Source organism: Micromonospora chokoriensis (assembly GCF_900091505.1).
Taxonomy (GTDB): domain Bacteria; phylum Actinomycetota; class Actinomycetes; order Mycobacteriales; family Micromonosporaceae; genus Micromonospora; species Micromonospora chokoriensis.
Window position 1 is genome coordinate 4,792,218 of the sequence record NZ_LT607409.1, and the last position, 26,939, is coordinate 4,819,156.

Genomic DNA, 26,939 nt, shown 5'->3' on the forward strand with positions numbered 1-26,939 from the left:
GCCCGTCATGGTGCGATGGCGTACGGGAACGGTGGCGACGCTGCGACGGCAGTGGACCGGGGCGGTGGAGCTGGACGTCGACCTGCCCGACGGCACGCGGATGCGGGCGCTGGCCTACCCCGAGCTGGTCGGTACGCCCGAGCCCGGCGACCGGGTGCTGCTCAACGCCGGTGCGCTGCTGATGGGGTTGGGCACCGGCGGGTACGCGCTGGTGGTGGCCCTGCCGGACCGGCTGCCGCCGGACCCTCCGTCGGTCGGCGACACCCGCGACGCCGGGCACCTGGTGAAGGCCCGCTACACGCCGCTGCAACCGATCCTGCTGGGCGTGGACGAGGAGGCGTCACCGTACCGCGACGTGCTGGCCGACGCGGACGACCTGGGCGGCCTGCCGGTGGTCACCGCCGACCTGCACTCGGCGCTGCCGGCGATCCTGGCGGGCATCCGGGCCGATGCCCCGCAGGCGCGGGTGGCGTACCTGCTCACCGACGGCGGGGCGCTGCCCGCCTGGTTCTCCCGCACCCTCGCCGGGCTGCGCGCAGAACTGGCCGGCACCATCACCGTCGGGCAGTCCTTCGGCGGCGACCTGGAGGCCACCACACTGCACGGCGGTCTGCTCGCCGCCCGGCACGTGCTGGGCGCCGATGTGGCCATCGTGGCCCAGGGGCCCGGCAACCTGGGCACCGGCACCCGGTGGGGCTTCTCCGGCGTCGCGGTCGGCGAGGCGGTCAACGCGATCGCCACGCTGGGCGGCCGGGCGGTCGGGTCGTTGCGCATCTCCGACGCCGATCCCCGACCTCGACACCGGGGTGTGTCGCACCACAGCCTGACCGCGTACGGCCGGGTGGCGCTCGCCTCGGCGGACCTGGTGGTGCCCGAGGACCTGGAGCCGGCCCTCGCCGCCGAGGTGGACGCGTCGCTGGTGCCCCTGATGACCCGGCACCGGATCGTGCGGGTGCCCACCGCAGGTCTCGACGCCGCGTTGCGCGCCAGCACCGTGCCGCTGTCCACGATGGGTCGCGGTCTCGACGCCGACCACGCGTACTTCCTGGCCGCAGCCGCCGCCGGTCGCCACGCGGCAACCCAACTCCCCTAACTCCCCCGCCTGGTTCGCGCGTCGATCATGGAGTTGGGGTGACCGGAAGGTAGCTGCCCACACCTTTTGTCCCCACCACAAGTCCATGATCGACAGGAACGGGGTGCGGGTGGGGTCAGGCCAGGAAGATCAGGGCCAGCCAGCCGCCCACGATGAGGGCCAGGGCCAGGGCCAGCACCCACGTCGGCACGGTGTACTCACCGCGCCGGTTACGGTCGATCTCGGCGCGGATCTTCTCCCGCCGGCGTTCGACCCAGTTCTGCCGCTCGCCGCGTTCGGAGCGGTCGGATGGTCCAGAAGTCGTCATGGCGCGCTCAGCTTAACCGCACGGTGCGCCGGGGCGACCGGCCCCGTCGGCTCACGCCGCCGCCGGGGCCGGCGCACCGGTCACATGCTGGCGATCAGCCGCTCCACCCGCTCGTCGTACGCCCGGAACGGGTCCTTGCAGAGCACTGTGCGTTGCGCCTGGTCGTTGAGCTTCAGGTGCACCCAGTCGACGGTGAAGTCGCGGCGCTTCTCCTGCGCGTGCCGGATGAACTCGCCGCGCAGCCGGGCCCGCGTGGTCTGCGGCGGGGTCTCCTTCGCCTCGAAGATCTCCGGGTCGGTGGCCACCCGGTCGACCTCGCCGCGGCGCTCCAACAACCCGTAGAGGCCGCGTCCGCGACGTACGTCGTGGTAGGCCAGATCCATCTGCGCCACCCGGGGGTGCGACAACGGCAGGTCGTGCTTGCGCTGGTAGCGCTCGATCAGCCGCAGCTTGCTGACCCAGTCGATCTCCCGCGAGACCGGTTCGAGGTCGCCGGTCTCCACCGCGTTGAGCACCCGACCCCACAGCTCGACGACCCGCTTGGCGGCCTGGTCGCCACCCCGGCGCTCGACGAACTCGGTCGCCTTGGCCAGGTATTCCTGCTGGATGTCCAGGGCACTGACCTCCTTGCCGTTGGCCAGTCGCACCTTGCGCCGGCCGGTGATGTCGTGCGACACCTCCCGGATCGCCCGGATCGGGTTCTCCAGGGACAGGTCGCGCATCACCACCCCGGCCTCGATCATCCGCAGCACGATGTCGGCGGTGCCGACCTTGAGCAGCGTGGTGACCTCGTTCATGTTGGAGTCACCGACGATCACGTGCAGCCGCCGGTAGCGCTCGGCGTCGGCATGCGGCTCGTCGCGGGTGTTGATGATCGGGCGGCTGCGGGTGGTCGCCGAGGAGACGCCCTCCCAGATGTGCTCGGCCCGCTGCGACAGGCAGTAGACCGCGCCGCGCGGGGTCTGCAGGACCTTGCCGGCCCCGCAGATCAACTGCCTGGTGACGAGGAACGGGATGAGCACGTCGGCGAGCCGGCCGAACTCGCCGTGTCGGGAGACCAGGTAGTTCTCGTGGCAGCCGTACGAGTTGCCGGCCGAGTCGGTGTTGTTCTTGAACAGGTAGATCTCACCCGCGATGCCCTCGTCGTGCAGTCGCTTCTCCGCGTCGACGAGCAGGCCCTCCAGGATCCGCTCGCCGGCCCGGTCGTGGGCGACCAGGTCGGTCACCGAGTCGCACTCCGGTGTCGCGTACTCCGGGTGCGACCCGACGTCCAGGTAGAGACGGGCCCCGTTACGCAGGAAGACGTTGCTCGACCGACCCCAGGACACCACGCGCCGGAACAGATAGCGCGCGACCTCGTCCGGGGACAGCCGCCGCTGCCCGCGATAGGTGCAGGTGACGCCGTACTCGGTCTCGAGGCCGAAGATTCGCCGCTCCATGGTGTGACATTAGCCGCCCGGAGGCCCGGTTCGTCACTGTCACACCACAGGTCGTGCTCCGGGTGCCGTCACATACCGGTTGAGTGCGACATTCCGTCCGGCCCGAGGCTCGCCGTGAACCGCCGGCAGGTGTCGTACTCCGGCAGCAGACCTAGCTCGCGGGCCTGGGCCAGGGTCGGCGCCGCGTCGTCGCGCGCGGACAACAGTGGGACGTCGGCGGGCCACTCGATGCCCAACTCCCCGTCCAGGGGGTGCACCGCGTGCTCACCGGTCGGGTTGTACGTGGCCGAGCAGAGGTAGCTCAGCGTCGCGTCGTCGGTCAGCGCGCAGAAGCCGTGCCCCAGCCCCTCGCTGAGGTAGACCGCCCGGCGGTCGGTGTCGTCCAGCCGGACGCCCTCCCAACGGCCGAAGGTCGGCGAGCCGACCCGCAGGTCCACGATCACGTCGAGGACCGCTCCGCGCACGCAGGTGACGTACTTGGCCTGCCCGGGCGGAACGTCGGCGAAGTGGATGCCGCGCACCACGCCTCGCGCCGAGACCGACATGTTGGCCTGGGCCAGGCGCAGGGGGTGCCCGACCGCCTCGGCGAGCTTGTCGAAGCGGTACCACTCCATGAACATGCCGCGCGGGTCGCCGTGCTGCTGGGGACTGATCTCCCAGGCGCCCTCGATGCTCAGCTCCCGGATCTTCACCACGTACCCCCGTGCTTGCCGTCCGATTCGGCCAGCAGGCCGAGCAGGTAGTCGCCGTAGCCGCTCTTGGTCAACGGCGTCGCGAGCGCCCGCAGCTGGTCGTCGTCGATGAGGCCGGCCCGCCAGGCCACCTCCTCGACGCAGCCGATCTTGAGGCCCTGCCGCTCCTCGACGACCCGGACGAACTCGGCCGCCTGCATCATCGAGGTGAACGTGCCGGTGTCCAGCCAGGCGGTCCCGCGGTCCAGCACGGTCACCGACAGCTCGCCGGTCTCCCGGTACACCTCGTTGACCGCCGTGATCTCCAGCTCGCCGCGGGCGCTCGGGGTGAGCTTGCGGGCGATGTCCACCACCCGGTTGTCGTAGAAGTACAGGCCAGGCACCGCGTAGCGGGACTTCGGCCGGGCCGGCTTCTCCTCGATCGAGAGCACCCGACCGGTGTCGTCGAAGTCGACCACGCCGTACTCCTGCGGGTTGGCCACCTGGTAGGCGAAGACCCGCCCGCCGACCGGGTCACCGTGCGCGGCGAGCTGCCGGCCCAGGCCGACGCCGTGGAAGATGTTGTCGCCGAGGACCAGCGCGACCGACTCGGCGCCGATGAAGTCGGCACCGAGGATGAACGCCTGCGCGATGCCCTCCGGGCGCTCCTGGGCGGTGTACTCCAGCCGCAGCCCCAACTGGCTGCCGTCGCCGAGCAGCCGGCGGAACTGGTCCTGGTCCTCCGGTGTGGTGATCACCAGGATCTCCTGGACACCGGCCATCATCAGGGTGGAGAGCGGGTAGTACACCATCGGCTTGTCGAAGACCGGCATCAGCTGCTTCGAGACCGCCCGGGTGATCGGCCAGAGCCGCGAACCGGTGCCGCCGGCAAGTAGGATTCCACGCACCCGGAGAGCCTAGCCGGACGGCCACCGGACGCGCCGACGGGTCGGGCCTCAGCCGGGCCGCTGCTCAATTCGCGTAGACTTCCCGATCCGTGAGGATTCTCGTCACCGGCGGAGCCGGATTCATCGGGTCGGAGTACGTTCGCCTGTTGCTGGGCAAGCCCCTCGGCACTGCCGACGGCGTGCCGCCGCTCGAGCCGTCGGTCGTGACGGTGCTCGACAAACTGACGTACTCGGGCAACCTGGCCAACCTCGATCCCGTCCGCGACGACTCACGGCTGCGGTTCGTGCAGGGCGACATCTGTGACCCGGTCGTGGTCGACGAGGTCGTCGCCGGTCAGGACGTGATCGTGCACTTCGCCGCCGAGTCGCACGTCGACCGCTCCATCGCCGGTGCCGCGCCGTTCGTCACCACCAACGTGCTGGGCACCCAGACCCTGCTCGACGCCGCGCTGCGCCACCGCACCGGCCGGTTCGTGCACGTCTCGACCGACGAGGTCTACGGCTCCATCGACGAGGGCTCCTGGACCGAGACCTGGCCGCTCGCCCCGAACTCGCCGTACTCGGCGTCCAAGGCGGGCTCCGACCTGCTCGCCCTGGCCTACCACCGCACCCACGGCATGGACGTCGTCGTCACCCGCTGCTCCAACAACTACGGCCCGTACCAGTTCCCCGAGAAGGTCATCCCACTGTTCGTCAGCAACCTGCTCGACGGCGGCACCGTTCCGCTCTACGGCGACGGTGGCAACGTCCGCGACTGGCTGCACGTGCACGACCATTGCCGCGGCATCGCGCTGGTTCAGCAGAAGGGTCGCGCCGGCGAGGTCTACAACATCGGCGGTGGCACCGAGTTGACCAACAAGGAGCTGACCGGCCTGCTCCTGGACGCCTGCGGCGCCGGCTGGGACCGGGTCGTCCCGGTCGCCGACCGCAAGGGCCACGACCGTCGCTACTCGCTCGACATCACCAAGATCAACCAGGAGCTCGGGTACGCCCCCAGCATCACCCTCGACGAGGGGCTGGCCGCCACCGTCGCCTGGTACCGCGACAACCGGGCCTGGTGGGAGCCGCTCAAGCCCACATCCACCACATGACCCGACTGGTCGTCACCGGTCTGCTCGTCACCGGCGCCGGCGGGATGCTCGGCCGTGACCTGGTCACCGTGCTGCACACCCGCTCCGACTTCAAGGTGACGGCGGCCACCCGGGCCGACCTGGACATCACCGACCCGGCCGCCGTCCGCGCCGCGGTAGGAGGTCACGACCTCGTGATCAACGCCGCGGCGTGGACCAACGTCGACGGGGCCGAGGACAACGAGGCGGCGGCGACCGCCGTCAACGGTGACGGGGTGGCCAACCTGGCGTCGGCCTGCGCGGCCAGTGGCGCCCGGCTGGTCCAGGTCTCCACCGACTACGTCCTCGCCGGCGACGCGTGCTCCCCCTACCCGGAGGACGCGCCCACCGCGCCGGTCAACGCCTACGGCCGGAGCAAGCTGGCCGGTGAACAGGCCGTCGGCCGCCTGCTGCCCGACACCGGGTACGTGGTCCGCACCGCCTGGCTGTACGGCGCGCACGGGCCGAACTTCGTGGCCACCATGCTCCGCCTCGCCGAGCAGCGTCAGCACATCGACGTGGTCGACGACCAGCACGGCCAGCCCACCTGGTCCTTCCGGCTGGCCGAACAACTCGTCGCCCTCGCCGACGCCGCCCTGAACGGCCGGGCCGCACCGGGCGTCTACCACAGCACCTGCGCCGGCCAGACGACCTGGTACGGGCTGGCCCGCGCGGTGTTCGCGTTGACCGGTCTCGACCCGGAGCGGATTCGACGGACAACCAGCGACCGGTATCCTCGTCCTGCTCCCCGCCCGGCGTACAGTGTGCTCGCGCACAGCCGTTGGGCGGCTGCGGGCCTGCCGTCGCTTCCGGACTGGCATGCCACCCTCATCGACGCGTTCGACTCCCCCGCTCCACCAGTTCCGTGGAAGGTCGCATGAAACTCACCCTCGTCACCGGCCTGACCGGCCTGATACTGCTGGCCACGATCGTCGAGCTGCTGCGCCGCCGGCAGCTCCGCGAGAAGTACGGCATGCTCTGGCTCGGCGTCCTGGTGATCGTCATTCCGCTGTCGCTCTTCCCCCGCCTGCTGGACAACGTCGCCGAGCTGCTCGGCGTCGCCTCCGGTGTGAGCCTCGTGCTCTTCCTCGGCATCGTCTTCCTGCTGCTGGTCTGTGTGCACCTCAGCTGGGAGGTCAGCCACCTGGAAGAGGAGACCCGCACCCTGGCAGAAGACTTCGCCCTGCTCCGCGCGGAGATCGACGCGGACCGGGCGGCCCGAGACGAACTGGTGTCGCACGATGGTTAACGGCAAGCGCGTCCTCATCATCATTCCGGCGCTCAACGAGTCCGGTTCGATCGCCGACGTGGTCCACGAGGTCCGTGGCGAGCTGCCCGGCGTCGACGTGCTCGTCGTCGACGACGGCTCCACCGACCGCACCGCCGCGGTGGCCGCCGCCGCTGGCGCCCGGGTCGCCAAGCTGCCGTACAACCTCGGTGTCGGCGGGGCCATGCGGTGCGGTTACCGCTACGCCCGCGACCACGACTACGACGTCGCGATCCAGGTCGACGCGGACGGCCAGCACGACCCCCGGTACGTGCCGAAGCTCGTCGACCTGCTCGACGAGACCGACCTGGTGATCGGCGCCCGGTTCGCCGGCGAGGGCGACTACACCGTCCGCGGCCCCCGCCGCTGGGCGATGATCATGCTCTCCGGCGTGCTGTCCCGCGTCGCGCGCACCAAGCTCACCGACACGACCTCCGGGTTCCGGGCCGCCAACCGCCGGGTGATCGACATGTTCGCCACCTGGTACCCGGTGGAGTACCTGGGCGACACGGTGGAGACGCTCGTGCACACCGCCCGACGCGGCTACAAGATCCGCCAGGTGCCGGTGGCCATGCGCAAGCGGATGGCGGGCACGCCCAGCCAGTCCCCCGCCAAGGCCATGATCTACCTCGGCCGGGCCTTCGCCGTCCTCACGTTGGCGCTCATTCGCCGGTGATCCGCAGGCTTCTGAGTCTGGTCCCACCGGGCACCGTCGCCGTCGGCGCCGGCCTGGCCCTGCTGGGGTTGGCCTCCTACGTCCACCTGGCCGTCGCCGGGCACAGCCTCACCGAGGCGGACTACTCGTCCCTCTCGGTGCTCTGGTCGATCGTCTTCACCCTGGGCATCGGCCTGTTCATGCCGGTGGAACAGGAAGTCGCCCGACTCGTCGCCGCCCGGCACAGCCAGGGCCTACCCCCGGGGCCGGTCCTGGCCCGGGGGGCGGTCCTGGCCGCCGGCCTGCTCGCCGCCATGGTCGCGCTGATCATCGCCTTCCGAGGGATGCTCGCCGACCGGCTCTTCGACGGCGACGGCACCATGGTCACCGTCCTGATCGGCTCGCTGGCCGGTCTCGCCGTCGCGCACACCACCCGCGGCGTCCTGTCCGGCCTGCAACTGTTCCCCTGGTACGGCACCCAGCTCGGCATCGACGGCGGCCTGCGCATCGTGCTCGTCGCCGTGCTCGGCCTGACCGGTGTGACCAACCCGGTCTGGTTCGGCGCGGTGCTGGTCGTCGCCCCGGTCGCCGGTGTCATCCTCACCGCGCCGCCGGTGCTGCGCGCCATCGGCGGGGGCACCCCCCTGGCCTGGGCGCCCCTGCTGCGCGGCCTCGGCCTGCTCATCGTCTCCAGCCTGCTCGCCCAGGTCGTGGTCAACATCGGCGTGATCAACGTCAAGGTCCTCGACCCGTCCGACGTGGCGACCGCCGGTGCGCTGCTCTCCGCGTTGGTGCTGGTGCGGATCCCCCTGTTCGTCTTCGCGTCACTGCAGGCGTCACTGCTGCCGGGTCTCGCCACCACCGCCACCACCGGTGACCTCGCCGGATTCCACAGCCTGCTACGCCGGGCGCTCGGCATCGTCACCGCGCTCGGCCTCACCGGCGCCGTGGGTGCCGTGCTGCTCGGCCCATGGCTGGTGCAGACCCTCTTCGACGCCCCCGGCGTCCTCGGCCACGGCGACTTCGCCTGGCTCGCCGTCGCCACCCTCGCCTACCTGTGGGCGATGGTCCTCGGCCAGGCACTGCTCGCCCTCGACCGGCACCGGGCCCAGGCCCTCGCCTGGGCCGTCGGCGTCGCCGCGCTCATCGTCGCGACGCTCGCCCCGGTCACCACCGCGCTGCGGGTGGAACTCGGCTACGCCGTCGGTTCCGTCGTCGTCGCCGCCACCATGGCCGTCCTGCTGCGCAACCGCACCCCCCGCTCCGCGCCCACCCACACCCCTCCCCTCGAGGCTGTCACGCCTGGAGTAACCGGAGGACCCTGATCATGGAGCCACCTCGGATCACCGTGGTCATGCTGGCCTATGGCCCCGAGCCGTACCTGGTCGACGCCGCCCGCGCCGTCCTCGCCAGCACCGACGTCACCGTCGAGCTGATCGTCGTCGACAACGGCTGCACCGGCGACGGCATCGACGCCGTGAAGAACCTCCCCGGGGTACGCGTGCTGTCCCCCGAGCACAACACCGGCTACGCCGGCGGCTGCGACGTCGGTGCCGCCGAGGCGACCGGCGACTGGCTCGCCTTCGTCAACTCCGACGCGATCGTCGCACCCGACGCCCTCGCCAAGACCACCGACGTGGCCGCCGAGGACGGCGTGGGCGCCGCGATGGCGTCCATCCGCCTCGCCGACCGACCCGAGCTGATCAACACCGCCGGCAACCCCCTGCACTTCGCCGGCCTCTCCTGGGCCGGCGGCAACGGCGAACCCGCCACCGCCCACGCCCACCGTCGCTCCGTGGCATCGCTGAGCGGCTGCTGCTTCGTCATCGACCGGCGACTCTGGCGCGACCTCGACGGATTCGCCCCCGAGTACTTCGCCTACCACGAGGACACCGAGCTGAGCGTACGGCTGCGCCACCGCGGCCTGCGCCTGGAGTACGTACCCGACGCCGTGGTACGTCACCACTACGAGTTCTCCCGCAACGCGCTCAAGCTCTACCTGGTCGAACGCAACCGGCTGGTCACCCTGCTCACCACCTACCAGGCCCGTACCCTCGCGGTGCTCGCTCCCGCGCTGCTGCTCACCGAGGCCGCGATGTTCACGAACGCGCTGGCCGCCGGCTGGGCACCGCACAAGGTCCGCGGATGGCGCTGGCTGTGGCAGCACCGCAGCTGGGTACGCAGCCGCCGCCGGCAACTCCAGGCCGAACGCCGGGTGCCCGACGGCGTCATCGCCGAGCTGATGACCGGACGGCTGCCCCCGACCGACGTCAACGCCCCCGGGTTGCGCGCCTTCAACCTGCTGGCCGGGGCCTACTGGGCCCTCGCCAAGCCGCTGCTCCAGCGCCACTGACCCGCCCACGACGCGCCGCCGGCCCCGCCCGGACGCGAAACGGCGGGCGGCCGAGGACCCTCAGCCGCCCACCGTTCTCGACTGTCTGTTAATTGCCGTCGGCCGGCTTGTCCTCCAGGTCGGCCGAACCCGCGGACGTCGTCGGCTTGTGCGCCTCCGTGGTCGGCTGCGCCGGCGTGTCGGGGCCACCGGCCTCCGCCGGCTGCTCCGCGGCGGCGACATCGCCGTCCAGCAACGCGGTCAGCGCGGCACCGGTGATCCGACGGAACGTACGCCCCACCCGCTGGCGGTCCAACACCGCCACCTCCAGCTGGTTGGCGGCGATCGTCCGAGCCGCGCCGCCCTCACCACCGGCCGTGCTCAACGCCTGCACCGCCACCCGGGCCGCCTCGGCGAGGGACATGTCAGCCCGGTGCTGCGACTTCAGCACCGCGGTGATCGCCTCGGCCTGGCCACCCATCGCCATCCGCCCCGGCTCGTCGTTGACCGAGCCGTCGTACGTCAACCGGTACAGCTCGTCGTCGTCGGCGGTGGCCCCGACCTCCGCCACGCAGATCTCCACCTCGAACGGCTTCGACTGCTCGGTGAAGATCGCGCCCAGCGTCTGGGCGAACGCGTTGGCCAGGGCCCGGCCGGTGACGTCCCGCCGGTCGTAGCTGAGCCCGTTCAGGTCGGCCATCCGCACACCGGCCCGGCGCAGATTCTCGAACTCGTTGTACCGACCGACCGCCGCGAAGCCGATCCGGTCGTAGATCTCGCTGACCTTGTGCAGGGCGCTGGAGAGGTTCTCCGCGACGAAGAGCACCCCGCCGGAGTAACTGAGGACCACCGCGCTGCGGCCCCGAGCGATGCCCTTGCGGGCCAACTCGGAGCGATCGCGCATGATCTGTTCGGGCGAGGCGTAGAACTGCATGGCCACGGCGGCGGTTCTCCTTACGGCGCTGTGCTGACGACTGCTGACTGGTGGGGGTGGACGGGGCTCAACCGCCCGGGTTCTCCATCCGACCGGCGACCACGCCCTCGGCGATCGCCGCCGTCTCGGCGTCGGTCAGCCTCCGGGTGCCCTCCGCGGTAGCGGTCATCACCACCGGGTAGATGCGACGGGTCAGGTCCGGCCCACCGGTCGCGGTGTCGTCGTCGGCCGCGTCGTAGAGCGCCTCGACCGCGAGCCGGGTGGCGTCGTCGACAGACAGGCCGACCCGGAACCGCTTCTTCAGCGCCGACTTCGCGAAGAGCGAGCCGGAACCGATCGCGTCGTAGCCGGTCTCCTCGTACGGGCCGCCGGTCACGTCGAAGCTGAAGATGCGGCCGGCCCTCGTCGGGTCGGCGGCGGCCAGGTCGAAGCCGGCGAAGAGCGGCACCACGGCCAGGCCCTGCATGGCCGCGCCCAGGTTGCCACGGATCATGGACGCCAACCGGTTGGCCTTGCCGTCCAGCGAGAGCATCGCGCCCTCGATCTTCTCGTAGTGCTCCAACTCCACCTGGAACAGTCGCATCAACTCGATGCCGATGCCCGCGGTGCCCGCGATGCCGACCAGCGAGTACGCGTCGGCCGGGTGCACCTTCTCGATGTCGCGCTGGGCGATCAGGTTGCCCATGGTGGCCCGTCGGTCGCCGGCCATCACGACGCCATCGGCGGCCGAGATGGCCACGATGGTGGTCGCGTGCGGCGCCAGGTCGGCTGCCATGCCCGGCGGCAACGGCCGCCGACCGGGCAGCATCTCGGGGGCCACCCGACTCAGGAACGTCGTGAAGGAGGACGTCCCCGCGTTGGTGAACACATCTGGTAGACGCCCGGATGGATCAAAGCCCGCTGCCACGTGGTTCCTCTCAGGTACGTGATCGCCCTGGCCAGCCTCATGGGACTGTCACGGAACTGGCCAAGACCACCGTTGCAGTTGAAGCAGAGTATCCCGCGCACCCATCCGGTGCGATGATCGTGGTCCAGATGTTGCGGGTCCGCGCCACCACAGATCGCGCAGACCCCGCCCTGCTCGGCCAGGAGCTCCTGAAACTCCTTCTCCCCCACGCCGTACCTCCGCCGCAGGTGGTACTCGCGGTTACCGCCGTACAGCCGGTCCTTCGTCTCTTTGGTCTTGGCGTTATGGCAGGGCTTGCAATAGGTCGCGTAACCGGAGGCATCCGCACGGTTGCGGGGAAAGGCTTCGAACGGCTTGACCGCATCGCAAGCCGGACAGAATCTGTGTCCGTCCGGCACGACCCGGCCAAGGCGCACCTCACGGTCGAACTTCGCCTTCACTCGACGCGCGTAGCTTGCCTTGGACCGCTCGTTGAAGCAGGGCTTGCAATAGCTGCCCCGCCCATCCGGCCGCTTCGAACTCGCACAGAACTGATCGAGCGGCTTCCACTCGCCGCAGTCTCGGCAGCGGCGAAGCCCATCGCGATCGTCATTGATCCGAACCATGTCCGAATTACCCTATATGTTCACTGACCTCCTTTCTGTACGTAACCTCTCACGAATTCTTCTGCATTTTCTTCGAGGACGGAGTCGATCTCGTCGAGCAGGTCGTCGACGTCCTCGGTGATCTCGGCGTGCCGCTCGGCCACCTCGGGGTTGGCCTCGGTGGTGACGTCCTCGATTTCCTCGCCCTGACGGGACTTGCCGGACTGCGACTGGCCGCCGCTGTCATGAGTGGCCATTGCTGCCTCCTCCACGATCGTCTGCGATGAACTTACCTCGCTCGGGCGACGAAAAGCCCGCCGCGCGCCGGCTTACGGCACACGACGGGCATCCGGGCACGTGGTCAGCCCCCGGTCAACGTCTCCAGCAGGTCCTTGGCGCTCGCACAGCGGTCGAACAGCGCCCCGACGTGCGCCCGGGTGCCCCGCTCCGGTTCCATCATCGGCACCCGCACCAGCGACTCCCGACCCACGTCGAAGATCACCGAATCCCAGCTCGCGGCGACGACCTCCGACGCGTACTGGGCGAGGCAGCGACCACGGAAGTAGGCCCGGGTGTCCTCCGGCGGCTCGGTCATCGCGGTACGCGTCTCGTCGTCGGTGAGCAGCGTCTTCATCGCGCCCCGGGAGACCAGCCGGTGGTAGAGGCCCTTCTCCGGCCGGACGTCGGAATACTGGAGGTCGACCAGTTGGAGCTTGTGCGAGCCCCAGCCGAGCTTCTCCCGCTCCCGGTAACCCTCGAGCAGCCGCAACTTGGCCACCCAGTCGAGCTCGTCGACGCAGAGCATCGGGTCACGCCCCAGCCGGTCCAGGACGCTCTCCCAGCGGTCGAGCACGTCGACGGTCTGCTCGTCGGCGTCGGCGCCGTACCGGTCGTCGACAAAGGACCGGACCCGCTCCAGGTACGCCCATTGCAGGTCGAGCGCGGTGAGCCGGCGACCGTCGCGCAGTCGCATGAGGTGCGCCAGGCTGGGGTCGTGACTGACCGCGCGCAGCTCGCTGACCGGGTCGGCGATGCCGAGGTCCCCGCCGAGCGCCTTCTCCTCGATCATGGTGAGGATCAGCGCGGTGGTGCCGACCTTGAGGTAGGTGGAGATCTCGGACAGGTTGGCGTCGCCGATGATGACGTGCAGCCGGCGGTACTTGTCGGCGTCGGCGTGCGGCTCGTCGCGGGTGTTGATGATCGGCCGCTTGAGGGTGGTCTCCAGGCCCACCTCGACCTCGAAGAAGTCGGCGCGCTGGGAGATCTGGAAGCCGCTCTGCCCGCCGTCCTGCCCGATGCCGACCCGACCCGCGCCGCAGACGATCTGGCGGGTCACGAAGAACGGCGTCAGGTACGCCACGATGTCGGCGAACGGGGTCTGCCGGCGCATCAGGTAGTTTTCGTGGGCCCCGTAGCTGGCGCCCTTGTTGTCGGTGTTGTTCTTGTAGAGGTGGATGGGCTGGCTGCCCGGGATGGTGGCGGCGCGGCGGGACGCCTCGGCCATCACCCGCTCGCCGGCCTTGTCCCAGCGCACCACGTCCCGGGGGGTGGTGACCTCCGGAGTGGAGTATTCGGGGTGGGCGTGGTCGACGTAGAGCCGTGCGCCGTTGGTGAGTATCACGTTGGCGAGGCCGAGGTCCTCGTCCGCGAGGGCCTCGGCCGGGTCGTAGGCCGCCCCCGAGTAGGTGAAGCCCCGGGCGTCGCGCAGGGGCGACTCCTCTTCGTAGTCCCACCGTGCTCGCCCGCCCCGGTTGAGCTCTGGACGGGCCCCGTAGGCATTGACCACCTGTGACGAGGTGACCATCGGGTTGGCTCCGGCCTGTCCGGGCACCGAGATGCCGTACTCGACCTCGGTGCCCATGATTCGACGTACCGTCATGCGACCACTCGCTTCGCTCGCCCCTGGAGCCGGCGTGCCCGCCGCTCACACCATCGAGACTAGTCTGCGCGGTGGCCTATCGCGTGGCCCTGCCGGTCGGCGCGGCGCGGCTACCGCGCCTTGGCGGGTTTGAGCGGCACGACGGTCAGGCCCTCCCGGAGGGACGGGTCGGCCGCGAGGACCCCGTCGACGGCCTGCTGGGCGGCTGGGCCGGCCACGATGAGCCGCAGCGGCCGCGGGGTACGGCGCAGGACCTCGGCGGTCCGCACGGGCTCCTCGAAGACGGAGAAGTAGATGCCGGGTTCGGTCTGGGCGGTGGTGCCCTGGATGGCGGAGAGGAAGACCGACTCCCGGTAGCTCTGCTCGCCGTTTCCGTCCACGACGAGGGTGACGGTGCCGGCGATCGCCGGGTACGCACGGGCGGCGGCGGCGGTCACCGCCGCCGAGCGGGTGATGGCGGTCCGGTCGCGGTGGACCCATGCCTTCGTCCAGGTGGCGTTGCTGGCGCTGCGGTGGAAGTAGCCCCCGGTCCAGCTGAATAGGCCGGTGCCGATGACCACCGCGATGGTCACCAGGACGGCGATGGCGACCGTGGGAAGAGCGGCGGTGATCGGGCGACGTCGTGGTTCGGCGTCGGCGCGAGGGGCGGGCACCGGCAGCAGTCGGGCGAGCGCGGCCGTGCCCACGATGAGCACGAGGATGAGCAGGTGGGCGCTCTTGCCGAAGTAGTACGCGGGTGGGCTGCCCTTGATGAGGTTGACGCCGGCCATGGTGGCGGAGAAGAGCACGGCGACGGAGAGGACGCCGAGGTAGCGTCGCCAGGTGGACTCGCCCCGGTTGGCGTTGGCGAGGATGGCGGCGAGGACGAGCGCGCCGAGCCCGACGACGGTGTTGTAGATCTCGCCCAGTGGTGCGCCACCGGGGGCGGCGAGCGCTTCGGACTGCCCGGCGAAGAGCACGCCGATGACGGCGATCAGCGGTGCCAGTACGGCGGTGGGCCCGCCGATGATCGCGACGGTGCCGGGGCGGGCGCGCAGCCGGCGGCGGTCGGCGAACAGCCAGCAGAGCACCATGGCGCCGGTCGGTAGGAGGAACAGGTAGTAGCTGAAGCCGATGCCGATCAGCAGCGCCCCGATGAGGAGCAGTTGTTCGCGGAGCCGGTGCAGGGGGCGGGCGACGAGGGCGACGACGAACGCGGCGAGGCTGAGCCCGAAGGTCTCGCTGGGGTATCCGGCGACGAGCAGTCGGGGTAGCTCGGTGCCGAGGACGAGCGCGGTCACCGCGACGGTGAGGACCAGTCGGCGCAGTGGGTGCAGCGGACCGGCGATGTGGTGGGCCGCCCAGATCAGCGTCAGCACCAGCATCGCGAAGGTGGCCAGGGACCAGAAGAGGTAGTGGTTCATGAGGGCCGGCCCGCTGGGCAGCTCACCGGGGCTCTGGAAGCCGTCGAGCAGGGCGGTGACGACGTGCCAGCCCTGCGGGTAGTGGATCAGGCCGGAGAAGATGTGCTCCCGGGAGGCGTCGGGGTCGACGAAGAGGTAGCCGCCGAGGCGTCCGATCTCGTCGAACAGCGCGGGGTGCCGAGCGTTGTCCTCGCCGATCATGGCGAGGTTGAGGCGTTGACCGAAGCCGTCGGCCCGCAGGTAGGGGGTGGCGAGGTAGCCGGCGGCGAGGGCCGCGGCGGCGACCGACACCAGGTCGGACCATCGGGGTCGGGGCAGCCGGGGCGCGCGCTGGGACAGCACGGCGGCCAGGGCCAAGGCGGTGAGCGTCAGGCCGGTGACCGGGACCGGGTGCAGCCCCCACGGCCAGACGGTGAAGACCAGCCCGGCGGCGCAGGTGAGGCCGGCGAGCAGAGCCAGGGCGAGGACGAGGCGGTCGAGCAGGCTGCGGCCGGAGCGCAGCAGGCTGGCCGTGCCGAGCAGGATCAGCGGGGGCAGCAGCCAGGTCGCCTGGATGGCGTACGCGGCGAGCGGGACGAGCCAGCAGGCGAGGAACACGGCGATCAGCACGCGCGCGCTGGGGCGGCGGTGCGCGGGTGCGACGGCCCGGTCCCGGCTCGATGTGCCATCCGGCACTCTTGGCGTTTCCATCGTGGCCTGGGCGTGCACGGATGTCCTCGTTCGGTAGGTCGGTGAAATCGCCGCAGTCTAGCCGCTGTGAGCAGGGCCGATTGCCCAGTTCGGCGAGCTGGCGGTGAACGAGGGGTGAACGAGACACGCCGCGGCGGCACCGGAGGAGTCCGGTGCCGCCGCGGAGCGGTCAGAGGTATTGACCGGTGTTGCTGGCGGTCTCGATGGACCGACCGGCCTCGGTGCCCTTGCCGCCGGAGACGAGCGTGCGGATGTAGACGATCCGCTCGCCCTTCTTGCCGGAGATGCGGGCCCAGTCGTCGGGGTTGGTGGTGTTGGGGAGGTCCTCGTTCTCGCGGAACTCGTCGACGCAGGCGTCGAGCAGGTGCTGCAGTCGCAACCCCTTGCGTCCGGAGGTGAGGAACTCCTTGATGGCCATCTTCTTGCTCCGGTCGACGATGTTCTGGATCATCGCGCCGGAGTTGAAGTCCTTGAAGTAGAGGACTTCCTTGTCACCGTTGGCGTAGGTGACCTCGAGGAAGCGGTTCTCCTCGGTTTCGGAGTACATCCGCAGCACCACGGCGTCGATCATCGCCGCGACGGTGGCCTGGGGGTCGGCCCCGTGCTCGGTCAGGTCGTCCGGGTGCAGGGGCAACCCGGAGAGGATGTACTTCGAGAAGATGTCCTTTGCCGCTTCGGCGTCCGGTCGCTCGATCTTGATCTTCACGTCGAGCCGACCGGGGCGCAGGATCGCCGGGTCGATCATGTCTTCCCGGTTGGAGGCGCCGATGACGATGACGTTCTCCAGCCCCTCCACCCCGTCGATCTCGCTGAGCAGCTGCGGGACGATGGTGTTCTCCACGTCGGAGGAGACACCGGAGCCGCGGGTCCGGAAGATCGAGTCCATCTCGTCGAAGAACACGATCACCGGCGTGCCCTCGCCGGCCTTTTCCCGCGCCCGCTGGAAGATCAGCCGGATGTGCCGCTCGGTCTCGCCGACGTACTTGTTGAGCAGCTCGGGGCCCTTGATGTTGAGGAAGAAGCTGGTGTGCTTCTCCTTGCCCTGCCGCTCGGCGATCTTCTTGGCCAGCGAGTTGGCCACCGCCTTGGCGATGAGCGTCTTGCCACAGCCGGGCGGGCCGTAGAGCAGGATGCCCTTGGGCGGGCGGAGCTGGTGCTCACGGAACAGGTCCGCGTGCAGGAAGGGCAACTCCACCGCGTCGCGGATCTGCTCGATCTGCGACTGGAGGCCACCGATGTCGCCGTAGTCGACGTCGGGCACCTCCTCCAGGACCAGCTCCTCGACCTCGCTCTTCGGGATCCGCTCGTACGCGTACGCCGAGCGGGGCTCGATCATGAGCGAGTCGCCGGCTCGGATCGCCGAGCCGATCAGTGTCTCGGCGAGGTGCACGATGCGTTCCTCGTCGGAGTGGGAGACCACCAGCGCCCGATCACCCGGCCCGCCACCTGGCCCCTCCAGGATCTCCTTGAGCATCACGACCTCACCGACCCGCTCATAGCCGAACGCGTCGACGATGTTGAGCGCGTCGTTGAGCAGGACCTCCTGGCCACGGCGCAGGTCGCCCACCTCGAGTGAGGGCGAGACCGCGACCCGTAGCTTGCGGCCGCCGGTGAAGACGTCCACCGTGCCGTCGTCGTGCTTGGCGAGGAAGACGCCGTAACCACTCGGCGGTTGCGCGAGGCGGTCGATCTCCTCCTTGAGCGTGACGATCTGCGTGCGAGCCTCCTTGAGGGTGCTCACCAGCCGGTCGTTGTTCTCGGTCAGCCGCGCCAACTGTGCCTGGGTGGCCGCCAGCCGCTCTTCGAGCTGCCGGACGTGTCGGGGGCTTTCGGTCAACTTACGCCGCACCAGAGCGAGTTCCTCCTGAAGGAACGCGACCTGCGTGGAGAGATCGTGGGCTTCCTTCTCCCACCGTGCGGCGCGCGAGTCCGCGTCGTCGCTGCGTGCTGCCACGTCCCACCTCCCCGGGGGGCTTGAACGTTCTGCCCTAACACTAGCCGCTATGAGGCCGATTCGGTCCCACGCAACACCCTCGTCACCGAACCTTGATCGCCAAGGGTGGCCTGACGGGCGGTTACCGGCGTTCGGGTACCGTCGGAGCGTAGGACGGGAGAACATGGGGGGTGCACCGGTGGCCGAGGTCGCGACCGATCAGCTGCAGGTCTGGGTGGACCAGGATCTCTGCACAGGCGACGGTCTCTGCGTGCAGTACGCGCCGGAGGTCTTCGAGTTCGACATCGACGGCCTGGCGTACGTCAAGCGCGCCGACGGTGAACTGCTGTTGGCGCCGGGCAGCCGGGTCGACGTGCCCGCCCACCTGCGGCTCGAAGTGATCGACTCCGCGAAGGAATGCCCGGGCGACTGCATCCACGTGGTGCGCGGCGACGGTGTCGAGGTCGCCGGCCCGGACGCCGAGGACGACTGACCGACCGCACCGGCCGGGCCGCGCGGGCCCGGCCGGAGCCCCGAAGAAGGGGTACGCCTCAGAGCATCGGACGGCCGACCACCGAGGCGACCAGCCGCGCGAATTCCTCCAACCGGGCGATCTGCCCGGCCCCGCCGTCGTCGAGGGTCTTGCCGAAGCGCAGCGCGTCGTGTCGTGGCGTGCCGGCCATCTCCTCGCTCGGCGGCGCCTCGTCGAGTGAGGTCAGCAGCAGGTAGACGTCGATGCTGTCGACCCGGATCTCACCGCTGTCGGACCGGTTGAGCCGCCGTCGGCAGCCGACCTCGGTGATGGTGGAGACCGGCACCACCCGCAGCGACGACGTCATCGAGCCCGGCGGACCCTCCTCCGGCGGCACGTCCTCGCCGTGCCAGAGGATCAGGCGGCTGCCGTCACAGACGACGACCTCCTGCCACACGCCGTTGACCTCGTTGACGAAGCGTTCCAGCGTGAAGCCGAGCACCGACGCGCCGCGCAGCACACCGCCGAGCGCCTCCAGGGCGACGTCCGGGTCGCGCAGGTAGGCGCGCGCCGCGGATTCGAGGTCCTGGTAGGGCGACCAGTCGGGAAAGACCGCGGGCAGGTCACCGCCGCCGTAGCCCGGTCGGCTCATGCCGGCGCCTCCCCCTGCTCGCCGACGCCCAGCTCTCTGGTCACGGCCTGTCCATCTCCCCCGTACCGTCGGGAAGCGCGCCGGCCGCCTGGGCGGCGGCGGCCTGCCGGGCCGCCTCCGCCGCGCGCAGGTCCTGGCGGCGTTGGGCGTACGCCTCGGTGCCCTTGCTGGGCTTGCGGCGGCGCGGTGGCGCGGTCACTCCCGGGGCCAGCTTGCGCGCGGACACCAGGAACGCGGTGTGCGCGATCATCCGGTGGTCCGGGCGGACGGCGAGGCCCTCGGCGTGCCAGTCACGCACCAGCGACTCCCAGGCCCGTGGCTCGGTCCAGCCGCCGCGCTCGCGCAACGCCTCGACCAGCTCGGACAGCTGCGGTGTGGTGGCGACGTAGCCGATGAACACCCCGCCGGGCACCAGCGCCCGCTCCACCATGTCGAGGGTCTCCCAGGGGGTCAGCATGTCCAGGATGATCCGGTCGAAGCCGGTCTCCTGGCACTGCGCGACGTCACCGACGTGCAGGTGCCACGACGGGTGCGGTCCGTTGAAGAAGGCCTCGACGTTGCGCTTGGCGATCTGGGCGAAGTCGTCACGTACCTCGAACGAGTGCAGTTCGCCCTCGGTGCCGACGGCCCGCAGCAGGGAGCAGCTCAGCGCGCCGGAGCCGGCGCCGGCTTCGAGGACCTTCGCACCGGGGAAGATGTCACCCATCGCGACGATCTGCGCCGAGTCCTTCGGGTAGATGACCTGGGCGCCGCGCGGCATGGACAGCACATAGTCCGACAGCAGTGGCCGCAGGGCCAGGAACGCGGTGCCGCCGCCGGAGGTGGTCACCACGCTGCCGTCGGGGAGCCCGATCAGCGTGTCGTGCGCCAGGATGCCGCGGTGGGTGTGGAACTCCTTGCCCGGCTCCAGCGTCACGGTGTGCATCCGCCCCTTGGGGTCGGTCAACTGGACCCGGTCGCCGGGCCGGAAGGGCCCTCGGTGCACGGGTGTCAGCGCCGGGGTGGCCGGGACGGTGGAGGGAGTTGCGGTCACTGTGTCATCTTCCGGTTGGGTTCGAGGAGCTGTGCGAGGTCCGCGATGTGCAGAATGCCGACGACATCTTCGCCTGACGTCACCACGTACTGCGCGCCCGGGTGGGTCTGTACGGCCTCCATCACCCGCTCGCCGTCCCAGCCGAGCGTCAGGGTGGGGAGCGTGCCCAGTGATCGGGCGACGGCGTCCACCGCCAGCCACGGTCGGCGCTCGACCGGCACCGCGTCGGCGGCGACCGGGTCGACCAGGGCCGCCGGCCGTCCCGCCGAGTCGGTGACCAGCAGGGCGGAGTGGGGTTGCCCCCCGTCGGCGCGTCGGCGCTGCGCCTCGGCCAGCGGCGTGCCGGTGGTCACCGGACAGACCGGACGGGCCAGCCGGGACAGGTCGATGAGGGGGAACCGGCGACTGACCCGGGCGGCCCGGATCGACTGCCCGGCGCCGCGCCAGAGGGTGACGGCGACCAGCAACATCAGCGGCAACGCCAGGGGCGCCAGGTAGTCGGCGACGGTGAGCACCACGACCACGACCGTGGTGCCGACGGCGACGACGCGCCCCGCCCAGCCGGCGACCTCGGTGCCGAGGTGCCGGTCGCGGGTCAGCCCCCACACCGCGGCGCGCAGCGCCCGGCCACCGTCGAGCGGCAGCCCGGGCAGGCTGTTGAACAGCGCGACGATGACGTTGCTGACCGCGAGCTGGAAGGCGAGCTGGTGGACCACGGTCCCCGGTGGCAGGGCGAGGGTGGCCGCGACCGCGAGGACGCCGAGCACCGCGGAGACCGCCGGTCCGGCCAGTGACACCAGCAGGTCGACGCGCGGTGACGGGGCGTCCCGGTCCATCTCGGTGTAGCCGCCGAGCAGTTCCAGGGTGATCCCGCGCACACCGATGCCGTAGCGGCGGGCGGTCAGGGCGTGCCCCAGCTCGTGCAGCAGCACCGAGCCGAGCAGGGACACCACGAAGCCGAAGCCGATCAGGTAGCCGCTGATCTGCGGCAGGTCCAGCTGACGGGCGGCGAACTCGGCGTACAGCACGGCGATGATCACCGCGAGCAGGACCATGGAGCCGTTGAGGTGCAGCGGCACCCCGAACACCCGGCCGACGTTGAGGCCGAGGCGGCGGTCGGGTCGGCGCGGTGGTCGGGTTCGTCGCTCCATCGGCACGATGCTACGGACCGTCGCTGTGTGGGGCGGGCGGCGGTGGGTGTCACACCGGTGCCCTAACCTTTGCGGACATGACGGCGGAACCGGTCACCACCACCCAGCCCTCCTCCCCGGCGCAGGCGCCGCCGACGGTGCGGGCCTCGCTGTCGCCGTCGCGGGCGGCGGATTTCAAGACCTGCCCGTTGCTCTACCGGTTCCGCAGCATCGACCGGCTGCCCGAGCGCACCACGATGGAGCAGGCCCGCGGCACGTTGGTGCACGCGGTGCTGGAGCGGCTGTTCGACCTGCCCGCGCAGGGGCGCACGCCGGCTGCCGCCGGCGATCTGGTGGCACCCCAGTGGGACCGGCTGGTCACCGAGCAGCCGGAGCTGGCCGAGTTGTTCGAGGGGGCGGAGCCGACCGACCCGGCGGAGTTCCTCCGCTCGGCCGCCGGGCTGCTGGAGGGTTACTTCGCGGTGGAGGACCCGACCCGGCTGGAGCCGGCCGAGCGGGAGAGCCTGATCTCGGCGGTGGTCGACGAGGAGCTGCTCATCCGGGGCTACCTGGACCGGCTCGACGTCGCGCCGGACGGCGCGCTGCGCGTGGTCGACTACAAGACCGGCGGCGCGCCGCGGGAGGCGTTCGAGGCGCGGGCGCTGTTCCAGCTGAAGTTCTACGCCCTCGTGCTGTGGCGCACCCGGGGGGTGGTGCCCCGGGTGCTGCGGTTGCTCTACCTGCGCGACGCCGAGGTGCTGGACTACACGCCCGACGCCGACGAGCTGGTCCGCTTCGAGCGCACCGTCGTCGCCCTGTGGCGGGCGATCGAGCAGGCGACCGCCCGGCAGGATTTCCGGCCCCGGCCGAGCCGGCTCTGCGACTGGTGCAGCCACCAGGCCCTGTGTCCCACCTTCGGCGGCACCCCACCGCCGTTCCCGGTGGCGGCGGCGACCGCCGACCCGCTGCGCGACTCCCGGTCCGCTCCGGTGGCGCCGGGCGCCGACGAGTGACGGCCCGCTCCGCGGGGCACTGACGCCGCCGACCCGCGACCCGACATCGGCGGTGCCGCTGCGATCGGGACACCGCGACGGGCCGCGCTCTACGGTGATCCGCGACGCACCGGCCGGCGTACGCGAGGATGGCCGGTGCGGCAGCACGATGTCGGCGGGACAGGAGATGTGATGACCGATCGGATGGCCCCGGCGCGGCCGGTACGCATCCTGCTCGCCGACGACCAGCCGCTGCTGCGTACCGGGTTCCGGATGGTGCTGGGCGCCGAGGGCGACCTGGACGTGGTGGCGGAGGCCGGGGACGGCGTGGAGGCGGTGGAGCTGTCCCGCCGGCTGCTACCCGACGTGGTCCTGATGGACATCCGGATGCCACGGATGGACGGGGTGGCCGCGACCCGGGCGATCGTCGACGCCCGCCTGCCGGTGCGGGTGCTGGTGTTGACCACCTTCGACCTGGACGAGTACGTGGTGGGCGCGCTGCGCGCGGGCGCCAGCGGGTTCCTGGCCAAGGACGTGCCGGCCGCAGAGTTGATCTCGGCGATCCGCACCATCGCGGGTGGCGACGCGGTGGTGGCGCCCCGGATCCTGCGGCGGCTGCTGGACCGGTTCGCCGCCCTGCTGCCCGACCCGGCGGCGACGCCCGCGACAGCCCTCGACGCGCTCACCGACCGGGAACGTGAGGTGCTGGTGCAGGTCGCGCGCGGGCTGTCCAACGCCGAGATCGCCGCGGTGCTGTCGGTCAGCGAGACCACCATCAAGACCCACGTCGGGCACGTGCTGACCAAGCTGCGCCTGCGCGACCGGGTGCAGGCGGTGGTGCTGGCGTACGAGTCGGGTCTGGTCCGCCCCCGGGCGTAGCTTCACCGGCCCGGGTACCTCACCCGGCGTACACGAAGATCCCTCCATGGGGGGACGGCTGGCGTTGCCGTCGTCACCTACCGTGACCGGAGACGGTCTGACGAGGTTGACCCTCCTGTGACGTGAGGGGGCAGGGTCGGAAACACGCACGACCGACCATCGGGTCAGGGGCAACCCTGATGCGGCATCGGGGTGCACCCGCAGCGGGAAATCCGCGCCGGGTCAACCCGTGGGCGGACGGTAGGGGCGTGAGCAGCGCCGATGATGGAACAGTCGCGCCGGACCATCGGGGGGCGGCGTGGATTCGGACAGACGGAAGAGGTAGATGACGTGACCGCGACGGTAGGCCAGCAGGCGCAGGCCGCGGCCCGGGCGAGCGACGTGTGGAAGGTGTACGGCAGCGGCGAGGCGCAGGTCGTCGCGCTGCGGGGGGTCAGCGCGGAGTTCGAACGCGGCCAGTTCACCGCGATCATGGGGCCGTCGGGTTCCGGCAAGTCGACGCTGATGCACTGCCTGGCGGGCCTGGACGCGGTGACCCGGGGCACGGTGTCGATCGGCGAGACGACGGTCACCGGGCTCGGCGACGCGGGGTTGACGAAGCTGCGCCGCGACAAGGTGGGTTTCATCTTCCAGCAGTTCAACCTGCTGCCCACCCTGACCGCGAAGGAGAACATCCTGCTGCCGCTGTCGATCGCCGGGCGTAAGCCGGACCAGGCCTGGTACGACACGGTGATCGAGACGGTCGGCCTGCGGGACCGCTTGGACCACCGGCCGGCGCAGCTCTCCGGCGGCCAGCAGCAGCGGGTGGCGTGCGCGCGGGCGCTGGTCTCCCGCCCCGAGGTGATCTTCGCGGACGAGCCGACCGGCAACCTGGACTCGCGCTCCGGCGCGGAGGTGCTCAACTTCCTGCGCAACTCCGTCCGGGAGCACGGTCAGACGATCGTGATGGTCACCCACGACCCGACCGCCGCCGCGTACGCCGACCGGGTGGTCTTCCTCGCCGACGGCGAGATCGTCTCGGAGCTGATCGAGCCGACCGCCGAGACGGTGCTGGACACGATGAAGAAGCTGGACACCCCGGCCGAGGTGGGCAACTGATGTTCCGCGCGACACTGAAGAGTCTGCTGGCCCGCAAGGTCCGGTTGATCCTGTCCGGGCTGGCGGTGGTGCTCGGGGTCATGTTCGTCTCCGGCGCCTTCGTGCTCACCGACACGCTGGGCCGTTCGTTCGACTCGGTCTTCGCCGACGGCTTCTCCGAGATCGACGTGAACGTCGCGGCGAAGCCGAAGGTCGAGCTCAGCGAGTTGGAGGGCGAGCAGACCGCCGCGCCGCTGCCGGCCGCCGTGGTGGACCGGGTGAAGCAGGTTCCGGGGGCCGCCTCGGCGACGGGCGTCGTCAACGCCGACGGCGCCCGGGTGATCGGCAGCAACGGCAAGGTGGTCACCTCGTTCGGTCCGCCGCAGCTGGGCGAGAACTGGACCGGGGAGAGTGACCTGCTGCGGCTGCGTGAGGGGCGCGCGCCGCAGGCCGAGGACGAGATCGTCATCAACAAGGCCCTGGCCACCACGGCGAAGGTGCAGGTCGGCCAGAAGGTCGGCGTGCTCACCGCGTTCGAGTCGAAGAAGCGGGACTTCACGCTGGTCGGCATCGCCGGCTACAGCGGTGACCGGGACTCGATCGGCGGGGTGAACGAGGTCTTCTTCACCACGCCGGTGGCGCAGCGGCTGATGCTGGGCGAGCCGGACGTGTTCAGCAGCATCACCGTGACCGCCGCCGACGGGGTCACCGACGAGAAGCTGCGCGACGACGTGGCCCGCACCCTCGGCGCGGACTTCGAGGTGAAGACGGGCGAGCAGGTCGCCTCGGACGCTGCGGCGAGCCTGAAGGAGGGCCTGTCCTTCTTCAACAAGATCCTGCTCGGCTTCGCGGCGGTGGCCCTGCTGGTGGGCACCTTCCTGATCCTCAACACCTTCTCGATCATCGTGGCCCAGCGCACCCGCGAGTTGGCGCTGATGCGCGCCATCGGGGCCAGCGGCCGGCAGATCATCGGGTCGGTGGTGCTGGAGGCCATCGCGGTCGGGTTGATCGCCTCGGTGCTGGGCCTGGCCGCCGGCATCGGCGTGGGCGCGTTGCTGGCGTACCTGTTCGGCAGCCTGGCCGGTGGGCTCACCCTCGCCGGGATCGGCGTGCCGGCGGCGGCGGTGATCGGGGCGTTCTCCGTCGGGCTGGTCATCACGGTGGTGGCGGCGCTGTTGCCGGCGCTGCGGGCGGCGCGGATTCCGCCGATCGCGGCGATGCAGGACGTGGCCACCCCGGACCGGCCGTTGACCAAGGTCACCGTGGCCGGGTCGCTGGTCACCGCCGTCGGCGCGGTGCTGCTGTTCCTCGGGCTCAGCGGCAACGCCGGTGGTCAGACGCTGTCCACGATCCTCGGTGGGGTGCTGTTCGCGTTCATCGGTGTGGCGCTGCTGACCCCGCTGATCAGCCGGCCGGTGGTGAGCCTGCTCGGCGCGATCTTCTCCTGGTCGCTGCCGGGCAAGCTGGGCCGGCTCAACTCGGGGCGCAACCCGCGCCGGACCGCGATCACCGCGGCGGCCCTGATGGTCGGCATCGCGCTGGTCACCGGTATCACAGTGATCCTCGACTCGGCCAAGGGCAGCATCAGCGCCCTGGCCCAGGACAGCGTCAAGGCCGAGCTGGTGATCGCCGGGGCGCAGGGCGGACCGCGCCCGCCGAGCTTCGACCCGGGGGTGCTGGACCAGGCCAAGACCCTGCCCGGTGTGCAGATGGTCGACGGCGAGTACGGCGACATGAGCCAGATCGACGGCAAGACCACCTGGGTCGGGGCGAGCAGCGACATCGCGTCGCTGCGGCAGATCTTCAGCGCCAAGCCCGTCGCCGGTGACATCGACCGGCTCGGACCGACGCAGATGCTCGCCAGTTCGGACACCGCCGAGTCGCGTGGCTGGTCGGTGGGCTCGACGGTGAACGTGCAGTTGACCCGCGGCGAGACGCGGACGTACACGATCAGCGGCATCTACGAGTCCGGGCAGCTGTTGAACCCGGTGATGCTGCCGGTGACGGCGGCGAAGGACTTCGCGATCCCGCAGCCCTTCCAGGGGTTCATCCAGTTGGCCCCGGGCGCGCGGGTGAACGACGTGCTGCCGCAGGTGGAGACGCTGCTCGCGGACAGCCCTGAGGTGTCGGTGGCCGACCGGGACGCGTTCATCAAGCAGCAGACCGGTCAGCTCGACGGGCTGCTCACGATGATCCAGATCCTGTTGGCGCTGGCGATCGTGATCGCCGTGCTGGGCATCATCAACACCCTGGCGCTGTCGATCCTGGAACGGACCCGCGAGTTGGGGCTGCTGCGCGCCATCGGTCTACGCCGGTCGCAGACCATGGCCATGATCACCGTGGAGGCGGTGGTGATCTCGGTGTTCGGCGCGTTGCTGGGCGTGGCGGTCGGCACCGGCCTCGGCGCCGCGGTGGTCGAGGCGCTCAAGGACGAGGGCATCACCGACCTGATCCTGCCCTGGGGGCAGATGGGTGTCTTCCTCGGTCTCGCCGCGATCATCGGTGTGGTGGCCGCGGTGCTCCCGGCCATCCGGGCGGCACGGATCAACGTCCTGGGCGCCATCGCCCACGACTGACGCACCGACGCCGATGG

The 26,939-nt window shown here is 70.8% G+C and carries 26 protein-coding genes; 12 read left to right on the top strand and 14 right to left on the bottom strand.

Annotated features, from left to right (window positions below):
• Positions 1-7 precede the first annotated feature (7 nt).
• Positions 8-1,093: a DUF3866 family protein gene (locus tag GA0070612_RS22155; RefSeq protein WP_088989656.1), complete on the top strand. Its 1,086-nt coding sequence runs from the start codon at positions 8-10 to the stop codon at positions 1,091-1,093.
• A 115-nt stretch (positions 1,094-1,208) separates the two neighbouring features.
• Here GA0070612_RS22155 and GA0070612_RS22160 read toward each other — a convergent pair whose 3' ends face one another.
• The 4 genes from GA0070612_RS22160 to rfbA all read right to left on the bottom strand — a co-directional run bounded on the left by GA0070612_RS22160 (position 1,209) and on the right by rfbA (position 4,418).
• Positions 1,209-1,400 carry a hypothetical protein gene (locus GA0070612_RS22160; RefSeq protein ID WP_088989657.1) on the bottom strand — a complete coding sequence of 64 codons (192 nt, stop codon included), beginning with the start codon at positions 1,398-1,400 and terminating at the stop codon, positions 1,209-1,211.
• A gap of 80 nt (positions 1,401-1,480) precedes the next feature.
• The gene (pafA, locus tag GA0070612_RS22165; RefSeq protein WP_088989658.1) at positions 1,481-2,839 is read right to left on the bottom strand and encodes a Pup--protein ligase; all 1,359 of its coding nucleotides are present in this window, start codon (positions 2,837-2,839) and stop codon (positions 1,481-1,483) included.
• A 68-nt stretch (positions 2,840-2,907) separates the two neighbouring features.
• Positions 2,908-3,531 (bottom strand): dTDP-4-dehydrorhamnose 3,5-epimerase, encoded by a 624-nt coding sequence (gene rfbC / locus GA0070612_RS22170; RefSeq protein ID WP_088991686.1) that lies wholly within the window; start codon positions 3,529-3,531, stop codon positions 2,908-2,910.
• Positions 3,528-4,418, bottom strand: coding sequence for a glucose-1-phosphate thymidylyltransferase RfbA (rfbA, locus tag GA0070612_RS22175; protein WP_088989659.1), 891 nt, complete (start codon positions 4,416-4,418; stop codon positions 3,528-3,530). Before rfbA ends, rfbC begins: the two co-directional genes overlap by 4 nt.
• 89 nt (positions 4,419-4,507) lie before the next feature.
• Between rfbA and rfbB the strand changes: the two genes are divergently transcribed.
• Genes rfbB through GA0070612_RS22205 form a run of 6 tightly spaced genes read left to right on the top strand, consistent with a single transcriptional unit; the run spans position 4,508 to position 9,802 of the window.
• A complete protein-coding gene (gene rfbB, locus GA0070612_RS22180; protein WP_088989660.1) occupies positions 4,508-5,509 on the top strand; it encodes a dTDP-glucose 4,6-dehydratase in 1,002 nt (333 codons plus the stop codon).
• Positions 5,506-6,408 carry a dTDP-4-dehydrorhamnose reductase gene (gene rfbD / locus GA0070612_RS22185; RefSeq protein ID WP_088989661.1) on the top strand — a complete coding sequence of 301 codons (903 nt, stop codon included), beginning with the start codon at positions 5,506-5,508 and terminating at the stop codon, positions 6,406-6,408. The genes rfbB and rfbD overlap by 4 nt, the downstream gene beginning before the upstream one ends.
• Positions 6,405-6,776: a DUF2304 domain-containing protein gene (locus tag GA0070612_RS22190; RefSeq protein WP_088989662.1), complete on the top strand. Its 372-nt coding sequence runs from the start codon at positions 6,405-6,407 to the stop codon at positions 6,774-6,776. The genes rfbD and GA0070612_RS22190 overlap by 4 nt, the downstream gene beginning before the upstream one ends.
• Positions 6,769-7,470 carry a glycosyltransferase family 2 protein gene (locus GA0070612_RS22195; protein WP_088989663.1) on the top strand — a complete coding sequence of 234 codons (702 nt, stop codon included), beginning with the start codon at positions 6,769-6,771 and terminating at the stop codon, positions 7,468-7,470. Before GA0070612_RS22190 ends, GA0070612_RS22195 begins: the two co-directional genes overlap by 8 nt.
• Positions 7,467-8,774 carry a lipopolysaccharide biosynthesis protein gene (locus GA0070612_RS22200; protein WP_088989664.1) on the top strand — a complete coding sequence of 436 codons (1,308 nt, stop codon included), beginning with the start codon at positions 7,467-7,469 and terminating at the stop codon, positions 8,772-8,774. Before GA0070612_RS22195 ends, GA0070612_RS22200 begins: the two co-directional genes overlap by 4 nt.
• Before the next feature lie 2 nt (positions 8,775-8,776).
• Entirely contained in the window at positions 8,777-9,802 is a 1,026-nt protein-coding gene (locus GA0070612_RS22205; protein ID WP_088989665.1) for a glycosyltransferase family 2 protein, read from the top strand.
• Positions 9,803-9,890: 88 nt separating this feature from the next.
• Here the strand turns inward: GA0070612_RS22205 and prcA are convergent, their stop codons facing one another.
• From prcA to arc, 7 genes are all read right to left on the bottom strand, one after another.
• The gene (gene prcA, locus GA0070612_RS22210) at positions 9,891-10,721 is read right to left on the bottom strand and encodes a proteasome subunit alpha (RefSeq protein WP_088989666.1); all 831 of its coding nucleotides are present in this window, start codon (positions 10,719-10,721) and stop codon (positions 9,891-9,893) included.
• Positions 10,722-10,782: 61 nt separating this feature from the next.
• Positions 10,783-11,622, bottom strand: a complete 840-nt coding sequence (gene prcB / locus GA0070612_RS22215) for a proteasome subunit beta (protein WP_197699216.1) — start codon at positions 11,620-11,622, stop codon at positions 10,783-10,785.
• The gene (locus GA0070612_RS22220) at positions 11,541-12,227 is read right to left on the bottom strand and encodes an endonuclease VII domain-containing protein (protein ID WP_088989668.1); all 687 of its coding nucleotides are present in this window, start codon (positions 12,225-12,227) and stop codon (positions 11,541-11,543) included. The genes prcB and GA0070612_RS22220 overlap by 82 nt, the downstream gene beginning before the upstream one ends.
• Before the next feature lie 20 nt (positions 12,228-12,247).
• The gene (locus GA0070612_RS22225) at positions 12,248-12,463 is read right to left on the bottom strand and encodes a ubiquitin-like protein Pup (protein ID WP_030332902.1); all 216 of its coding nucleotides are present in this window, start codon (positions 12,461-12,463) and stop codon (positions 12,248-12,250) included.
• 104 nt (positions 12,464-12,567) lie between these two features.
• Positions 12,568-14,085, bottom strand: coding sequence for a depupylase/deamidase Dop (gene dop, locus GA0070612_RS22230; protein ID WP_088989669.1), 1,518 nt, complete (start codon positions 14,083-14,085; stop codon positions 12,568-12,570).
• 110 nt (positions 14,086-14,195) lie between these two features.
• Complete coding sequence (locus GA0070612_RS22235) at positions 14,196-16,163, bottom strand: hypothetical protein (protein WP_167393663.1); 1,968 nt, start codon at positions 16,161-16,163, stop codon at positions 14,196-14,198.
• 184 nt (positions 16,164-16,347) lie between these two features.
• Positions 16,348-18,132, bottom strand: coding sequence for a proteasome ATPase (arc, locus tag GA0070612_RS22240; RefSeq protein ID WP_088989671.1), 1,785 nt, complete (start codon positions 18,130-18,132; stop codon positions 16,348-16,350).
• 178 nt (positions 18,133-18,310) lie between these two features.
• On the opposite strand from arc, the gene GA0070612_RS22245 reads away from it, so the two are divergent.
• Complete coding sequence (locus tag GA0070612_RS22245) at positions 18,311-18,604, top strand: ferredoxin (RefSeq protein ID WP_088989672.1); 294 nt, start codon at positions 18,311-18,313, stop codon at positions 18,602-18,604.
• A 58-nt stretch (positions 18,605-18,662) separates the two neighbouring features.
• On the opposite strand, the gene GA0070612_RS22250 is transcribed toward GA0070612_RS22245, so the two are convergent.
• Genes GA0070612_RS22250 through GA0070612_RS22260 form a run of 3 tightly spaced genes read right to left on the bottom strand, consistent with a single transcriptional unit; the run spans position 18,663 to position 21,356 of the window.
• Positions 18,663-19,235 carry a hypothetical protein gene (locus GA0070612_RS22250; RefSeq protein WP_088989673.1) on the bottom strand — a complete coding sequence of 191 codons (573 nt, stop codon included), beginning with the start codon at positions 19,233-19,235 and terminating at the stop codon, positions 18,663-18,665.
• A 40-nt stretch (positions 19,236-19,275) separates the two neighbouring features.
• The gene (locus GA0070612_RS22255) at positions 19,276-20,268 is read right to left on the bottom strand and encodes a tRNA (adenine-N1)-methyltransferase (protein ID WP_088989674.1); all 993 of its coding nucleotides are present in this window, start codon (positions 20,266-20,268) and stop codon (positions 19,276-19,278) included.
• A complete protein-coding gene (locus GA0070612_RS22260) occupies positions 20,265-21,356 on the bottom strand; it encodes a site-2 protease family protein (protein WP_408630576.1) in 1,092 nt (363 codons plus the stop codon). Before GA0070612_RS22260 ends, GA0070612_RS22255 begins: the two co-directional genes overlap by 4 nt.
• A gap of 140 nt (positions 21,357-21,496) precedes the next feature.
• Between GA0070612_RS22260 and GA0070612_RS22265 the strand changes: the two genes are divergently transcribed.
• From GA0070612_RS22265 to GA0070612_RS22280, 4 genes are all read left to right on the top strand, one after another.
• Entirely contained in the window at positions 21,497-22,411 is a 915-nt protein-coding gene (locus GA0070612_RS22265; protein WP_088989676.1) for a RecB family exonuclease, read from the top strand.
• A gap of 171 nt (positions 22,412-22,582) precedes the next feature.
• The gene (locus GA0070612_RS22270) at positions 22,583-23,269 is read left to right on the top strand and encodes a response regulator (RefSeq protein ID WP_088989677.1); all 687 of its coding nucleotides are present in this window, start codon (positions 22,583-22,585) and stop codon (positions 23,267-23,269) included.
• Between the two features lie 330 nt (positions 23,270-23,599).
• Entirely contained in the window at positions 23,600-24,367 is a 768-nt protein-coding gene (locus GA0070612_RS22275) for an ABC transporter ATP-binding protein (protein ID WP_088989678.1), read from the top strand.
• On the top strand, positions 24,367-26,922 hold the full coding sequence (locus GA0070612_RS22280) for an ABC transporter permease (protein ID WP_088989679.1): 2,556 nt from the start codon (positions 24,367-24,369) through the stop codon (positions 26,920-26,922). The genes GA0070612_RS22275 and GA0070612_RS22280 overlap by 1 nt, the downstream gene beginning before the upstream one ends.
• Positions 26,923-26,939 lie beyond the last annotated feature (17 nt).

Bases quoted from the DNA above. Each gene is read 5' to 3' on its own strand.
- GA0070612_RS22155 (WP_088989656.1), top strand. From the start codon at position 8: ATGGTGCGATGGCGTACGGGAACGGTGGCGACGCTGCGACGGCAGTGG.
- GA0070612_RS22160 (WP_088989657.1), bottom strand. From the start codon at position 1,400: ATGACGACTTCTGGACCATCCGACCGCTCCGAACGCGGCGAGCGGCAG.
- pafA (WP_088989658.1), bottom strand. From the start codon at position 2,839: ATGGAGCGGCGAATCTTCGGCCTCGAGACCGAGTACGGCGTCACCTGC.
- rfbD (WP_088989661.1), top strand. From the start codon at position 5,506: ATGACCCGACTGGTCGTCACCGGTCTGCTCGTCACCGGCGCCGGCGGG.
- GA0070612_RS22190 (WP_088989662.1), top strand. From the start codon at position 6,405: ATGAAACTCACCCTCGTCACCGGCCTGACCGGCCTGATACTGCTGGCC.
- GA0070612_RS22195 (WP_088989663.1), top strand. From the start codon at position 6,769: ATGGTTAACGGCAAGCGCGTCCTCATCATCATTCCGGCGCTCAACGAG.
- GA0070612_RS22205 (WP_088989665.1), top strand. From the start codon at position 8,777: ATGGAGCCACCTCGGATCACCGTGGTCATGCTGGCCTATGGCCCCGAG.
- GA0070612_RS22220 (WP_088989668.1), bottom strand. From the start codon at position 12,227: ATGGTTCGGATCAATGACGATCGCGATGGGCTTCGCCGCTGCCGAGAC.
- GA0070612_RS22225 (WP_030332902.1), bottom strand. From the start codon at position 12,463: ATGGCCACTCATGACAGCGGCGGCCAGTCGCAGTCCGGCAAGTCCCGT.
- dop (WP_088989669.1), bottom strand. From the start codon at position 14,085: ATGACGGTACGTCGAATCATGGGCACCGAGGTCGAGTACGGCATCTCG.
- GA0070612_RS22250 (WP_088989673.1), bottom strand. From the start codon at position 19,235: ATGAGCCGACCGGGCTACGGCGGCGGTGACCTGCCCGCGGTCTTTCCC.
- GA0070612_RS22265 (WP_088989676.1), top strand. From the start codon at position 21,497: ATGACGGCGGAACCGGTCACCACCACCCAGCCCTCCTCCCCGGCGCAG.
- GA0070612_RS22270 (WP_088989677.1), top strand. From the start codon at position 22,583: ATGACCGATCGGATGGCCCCGGCGCGGCCGGTACGCATCCTGCTCGCC.
- GA0070612_RS22280 (WP_088989679.1), top strand. From the start codon at position 24,367: ATGTTCCGCGCGACACTGAAGAGTCTGCTGGCCCGCAAGGTCCGGTTG.